The sequence below is a fragment of the Kitasatospora sp. MBT63 genome (genome assembly GCF_000710465.2).
Taxonomy (GTDB): Bacteria; Actinomycetota; Actinomycetes; order Streptomycetales; family Streptomycetaceae; genus Kitasatospora.
In genome coordinates, this window is the sequence record NZ_JAIZ01000832.1 from 22,962 (window position 1) to 28,859 (window position 5,898).

General features: G+C 73.4%; 4 protein-coding genes and 1 pseudogene. All 5 read left to right on the forward strand.

The window, feature by feature from the left end; genetic code table 11:
- A partial coding sequence (locus AA75_RS43880) for a hypothetical protein (protein WP_033826158.1) occupies positions 1-980 on the forward strand: 980 nt, incomplete at its 5' end.
- 214 nt (positions 981-1,194) lie between these two features.
- Positions 1,195-1,968 carry a maleylpyruvate isomerase N-terminal domain-containing protein gene (locus AA75_RS43885; protein ID WP_033826159.1) on the forward strand — a complete coding sequence of 258 codons (774 nt, stop codon included), beginning with the start codon at positions 1,195-1,197 and terminating at the stop codon, positions 1,966-1,968.
- Between the two features lie 273 nt (positions 1,969-2,241).
- Positions 2,242-2,856: a S1 RNA-binding domain-containing protein gene (locus AA75_RS43890; RefSeq protein ID WP_051814457.1), complete on the forward strand. Its 615-nt coding sequence runs from the start codon at positions 2,242-2,244 to the stop codon at positions 2,854-2,856.
- A 505-nt stretch (positions 2,857-3,361) separates the two neighbouring features.
- The gene (locus AA75_RS43895) at positions 3,362-4,258 is read left to right on the forward strand and encodes a hypothetical protein (RefSeq protein ID WP_033826160.1); all 897 of its coding nucleotides are present in this window, start codon (positions 3,362-3,364) and stop codon (positions 4,256-4,258) included.
- A gap of 4 nt (positions 4,259-4,262) precedes the next feature.
- Positions 4,263-5,898 (forward strand): annotated as a pseudogene (locus AA75_RS51345) (hypothetical protein); the annotation flags it as partial.

Sequence of the window (5,898 nt, forward strand, 5' to 3'; positions counted from 1 at the left end):
TGAACGTCCACACGCAGAGGGACGCGCCCGACCCCGACGGGCGGGCGCTCGACGGGTCGGACCTCGACCGGGTCGGCGCCGAGGCCCGGGCCATCCGCGAACTGCTGGAACGCCAGTCGCTGCTCTACCGCAGCACCGTCCGCCCGATTCCCTTCGAACCCGCCGAACCCCCGCTGGTCCGCGCCTTCTGGGAGACGGTCGGCTGGGCCCCGCTGTTCGCCGCCGGACGGATCACGAACCCGCACGCCGCACCGGGGATCACCACGGTGCGCCAACGCCTCGCCGAGTACGGCACGGAGGAGCACTTCACCCTCACCGAGGCCGACCTCCCGTCCCGCTACCGCCTGGTGTACGCCGACAACGACGGCATCGGCTTCGCGGTCACCGACGAACGCGAGGGCGTCGCCGATCCGGCGGTGCTGAGCGTGCTCTGGGACGACAACGAGATCGTGCCGTACGCACCCAGCTACCTCCGGCTCTCCGCCGAGGCCGTGCTGAGCGCCGCGTTCGACTCCTGGTACTCGCTCTGGCTGACCGCACCCACCGAACGGACGCTGGTGCCCGGCGGGGGAGCGGCGGAACGACCGTTCCCGCTCCTGGCACCGGGTGCCCACCGGCTCGATCCGGACCGCTGGCTGCTCCGCTCCACGGAACAGTCCGGGCCGACGACGGCCTGGCTGCTCGCCGCCACGGGCTTCGAGCACCTGGTGGAGTGGCTGCACGGGCAGGACCTGGGCGGGCTGCGCATCGCCCGGCTGCCCGGCGACACCCTCCGCCGCACCGGGCCGCTCCGGGTGGCCGACGGCACACCGGTCCGGCTCTCCGGCAGCGACGCCCCCGACCCGGACCGCAGCCTCCGGGCAGGCTGGATCGGCGGCATCGCGGTGATCGTCGAGGAACGAGGTGACAGGCTGACCATCGCGGTGAACCCACGCCACCGCGCAGCGCTGGAGGGGCTCCTGGACGGCGAGTTGCTCTGACCGGGACCGTCTGCCGGGTTGGCGGCGGCGGGGCCGGAACCGGTTCGACCGGTGCCGGCGCCGCTGGGCCGCACAGCACTCAGGCCGGTGCCGTCGGCCATGGCGGGTCCCGTAGCGGTCGACGTCGCCGTTGGCGGCGCTCCGCCCGGCCTTCGACGCGTTCGTCCGACAAATTCGCTACCCGGCGGCCGGAGTGCCGTGATACACAACCGAGGTGTCGAACACTTTGGAGTTCCCCGAGGTCCTGCGGCTGATCGAAGAACGCTCGGCTGCGTTCCGCGCCGCGATCGCGTCCGCCCCCGACCTCGACGTCCAGGTTCCGGGCTGCCCGGACTGGACGCTGCGCGAACTGGCGCAGCACCTCGGCGACGGCCGCCGCCGCCAGGCCGCCATCGTCGCGGCGGGCCCGGGCGCCGAGCCCCCGGCGAGGACGGACCCCAAGGGAGCCCCGACCGCGCCCCGCGACCGCGAAGCCCTGGACGCCTGGCTCGCCGAGTCGACCGAGCTCATGCTCGACGCGATGCGCGAGGCCGGCCCGGACCGCGGCTGCTGGACCTGGTGGGGCCGCTCGCAGGCCCCGGAGACCAGCGGAGCCGTGGCCCGGCACCAGATCCAGGAGATCGCCGTCCACACCTACGACGCCCAGCTCGTCCAGGGGGCCGCACAGCCGCTGCCGACGGACGTCGCGGTCGAGGGCGTCGACGAGTTCCTGACGACCGTCTCCGCGACGACCGTCCCCTGGCCGTTCAAGCCGGCGACCATCGACCTGCACGCCACCGAGGGCCGCTCCTGGCGCCTGACCCTCGACGCCGACGGCGTCCGCTGCGACGACCTCGCCGCCGACGCGGAGCCGGGCGACATGGCGATGCGAGGCGCAGCGAGCGACCTGGTGCTGTACTTCTACGCGCGCGCCCCGCTCGACAGCGTGGAGACCACCGGTGACACCGAGCCGATGGAGCAGCTCGCAGAGTGGGACCCGAACGCGTAGGACGCGCACTGGTGACGCATCTGCCGGTGGTGCGCGCGCTCCTGCGCGCGCTCGTGCGCGCGCCACCGGGCCCGGGGTTGCGGACATCGCGCGGCTGCGGGCAGGCCGAACGCCTGCCGCCCCGGTTCCGGCCCCGCCACCGCCAACCCGGAGGACGTTCCCGGTCGGAGCGCCAGGAACCGGTCGGGCGACCGGCAAATCGTCGGCCGGGACAGCTCGCACGGCCGCCAGAGGGCCTCGTCGACCTACGACGCGTCTGCCACAGTGGCGGGCATGGAATGGCAGTCCGAGAGCCCGGACCTCTGGGCGTTCCTGGGGTCACTGCGCCGCGGTGAGATCCTCTCCGGCACCGTCGCGGCGATCGAGCGGTTCGGGGTCTTCGTGGCCTTGGACGACGGACCGGAGCATCCGATGTTTCCGGGCGTCGGGTTCATCACGATCCCCGAACTGTCCTGGCGGCACATCGATGCTGCGACCGACGTCGTCGAGGTCGGACAGCGCGTCCCGGGCGAGTTCCTCCAGTTCGACACGTACAACGCGGAGGCCAGGCTCTCCTTGCGCGCGCTGCTGCCCGACCCCTTCCAGGCCTTCGCCGACCACGTGACGGCGGGTCACGCACTGCGCGGGACGGTCGTCCGAGTGCTCCCCTTCGGCGCCTTCGTCGACATCGGAGACGGGGTCGTGGGACTGGTGCCCTTCAAAGAGGTCCACGGCAGGCCCGCAACCGGTACGCCGGAGGTCTTTCAGGTCGGGGCCGAGGTGTCCGTCGTCGTCACGGACGTCGAGCGGCCACAGCGGAGGGTGTTCCTCGCGGTGCCGGAGGAGTATCGGGCGCTCCGGGCGTCGAGGCGCCCTGCGGCGCGGGCTGAGAAGTACGTACTCCCGTAAGGGCCGTGGGGATCGCCGGCCCGCGGACCGATCCGGTACGGGCCAGGCTGACCGCCGGAGCACCGTCGCCGAGGCCACCCGCCTGGTCAGGGCGCTGCGCTGACGGAGCTTCATCGGCGAGTGGCCTCCCGTTGGTCATGTGGTGGTCATATTGCCCGGGTAGCCTCCCCCGCTGGATACATGTCAAGGACACGGTGGGGGAAGCGGTGAACGTCCGGCTGCTCGGAGCGGTCTCGGCGGACGGTGCGGACGGCGAACGGCCGCAAACGTGCACCTCGCCACGGACACCGATGCCGACACGACGGCACGTCAGGCCATCGCCGCAGAGCCGCACGACGTCGAGCGCTCCCGCGCGGCCGCGGGCGACGCCGACACCCGGGCCACGCACCCGCGACCGCTGGGTCCCCGGCCGCCGCGCAGCCGGCCGCTGCCACCAGGTCCGCCCCGCCGTGCCGCGGACTGACCCGCGCCCGCCCGTCGAACCCCGCACTGACGAAGGAACACCATGAGCAACGACGAGCCGGCCGGCGTCGAGACCGAGGCCACCGCCCTGGTCGAACCCGCCCACCTGGCCCTCTCGGCCACCGAAGGCGTGAGGGTCGGTCAACCGGCCGAACCGCTGCTCCGCGCTGAAGAGGCGACCCCCGCGTTCCGGGTCGGCACCGTCGCCACCGAGGGCACACCCGCCGAACCGCTGCTCCAGGCACGGAGTACCCAACTGCAGGCCGAGCCGCTGCTCCAGGCACGGAGTACCCAGCTGCAGGCCGAGCCGCTGCTGGCACCGACCGAGGCCGTGCCCGCGGAGCGGATGCTGCAGGACCGGGTCGCGGCGCAGCCCGCCGAGGACGGCGTCCCCCTCGAGCCGTTGCGCCGGATGACGGCCACCATGCCGGCCCAGCAGGCACAGCCCCTCACCAGGACGGACGCGGTCAAGCGCACCGCCGCGTCCGGCGACGGCGGGGGCGGCGCCGGGCAGGGGTTCGAGGTCCACCCGGAGCAGTACCAGGCAGCGGTGTCGCCGATGCTCGCCGCGTCCGAGCAGGTCCGCACGGTGTACACCTCGTTGAGCGCGTTCCTGCCTTCGCTGGAGGCGCAGAACCCGTGGGGCAACGACGAGTCCGGCAAGAAGTTCGCCGAGGGCGAGAAGGGCTACCTGAAGTACAGCAAGGACACGCTGGACGTCGTCAAGGGCCTGCCCGACGCCCTCAAGGGCATCGCCGACGGCCTGAAGGCGATGGCCGAGGGCTACGAGGGCGCGGACGAGGCGATCGCCGGCGCGTTCGACGGCATGGACACCGGCGCGAACCCGATTCCCGAGGCGCCGTTGCTGCCGAGCGCCCCGGTGAACAACCCCGTACACATCCCGGTGACCCCGCGGATCGTCCAGAGCGGAAGGCACTGACCAGATGGCTGTCGAACTCCCCGAGCCCCTCCAGTGGGTGCTCCTGCTGCTCGCGGGCTGCCGGTGGCCGGAGGCGGACGAGGACCAGCTCCGCGACATGGCCGATCACTGCCGCAAGGCCGCGGAGAGCCTGAAGGACGCCGCGCAGAGCTCCGACGCCGCGATCAAGCGCGCGCTCGACGGACAACGAGGCCTGGCGGCCGAGGCGTTGGGCAAGTACTGGGACAAGTTTGCCACCGGCAAGGGCACCCAGGAGGACCCCGGCTACCTGCCCGGCGCGATCAACGCGCTCGACGGCATGGGCGACATGCTGGAGCAGATGGCCAACTCCGCAGAGACCGCGAAGATCCAGATCATCGCGCAGCTCGGCATCCTGGCCTTCGAGATCGCCACCGCCGAGGCCGAGGCCCCGTTCACCGCGGGCGCCTCGCTGCTCCAGGTGCCGGTGGCGATCGGCGCCAGCCGGGCCGTGGTCTCCACCCTGCTGAAGACCCTGCTCAAAGAGATGATCACGATGGCGGCCAAGCAGGCCGCCCAGATGGCCGCGATCAACCTGCTCGCCCAGGGCATCGAACTCGCCGAGGGCCACCGCAAGAGCATCGACATGAAGGAGGTCGGCCAGAACGCGCTCGGCGGCGCGGTCGGCGGGGCGTCCGCCCATCTGATCGGCAAGGGCATCGGCGGCGCGGGCAAGAAGCTCGGCGCGGAGGGTGCGCTGAACTCCACGGCCGGCAAGATGGCCACCGGCGCGGCCGTCGGCGTCGGCGCGGACGTCTCCACCCAGCTCATCACCACCGGCAAGGTCGACAGCGAATCCCTGCTCGGCTCCGGCCTCTCCGGCGGTGCGGGCGCGGGCCTGCACGCCGGCGCCGCCGCGATCAAGGGCCACGCCAACGCCCCCAAAGCCGCCGAGTTGCCGCACCTGGACACGCCGGCCTCCGGCTCGCGCGGCATCGGCGAGGACGGCCCGCCCACCTTCTCCAGGTCCGCCGCCTCGTCGGGAGGCGGCAGCTACCACGGCCCGACCGGCGAGGGCGGGGGCGGATCCACCACTCGCTCCCTCGACGGCGGGAACGGCGCGGGGAACGGGTCCGGGACCGGTGGAGGGGAAGGCCTGGGCGGGGGATCGCACGCCGGGACGGACACGGCTGCGGGTTCGGGCCCGGGTTCGAGCGGGTCACGGGTGAACGGGCTGATGCCGTTCGGCTCCGCGCGGGTGAGCGAGACTCCGTCGCAGGTCGGGTCGACAGGTGGTGGCAGCCACCCGGCACCGGCCACCCACGAGGCGGAGGGCGGTAGTTCGGGCGGCGCCGCGCGCTCGTTCGACCCCCCGGCTCAGCACGCGGGCGGCAACGAACCGACGGCCACGCAGGAGCAGTCCCCGCGCCAGGCGACCACCGCACCGAGCCACGAGTCGGCGGCGATCCGGCCGGATGCCGCTGCGGCGGCATCCCACGAGCCGGTGTCGCGTCAGGAGGCCGGTGCCCGGGAGCCGGTGGAGCAGCGGGTCGGGCAGGAGTCCGCGCCCCGGCAGGAGCAGCCTGTCCAGGAGCCGGTCGCCGCGCGCAGTGCGGACGAGTCGGCGTCGACCCGCTCGGACGCCGCTGCGGCGGCATCCCACGAGCCGGTGTCGCGTCAGG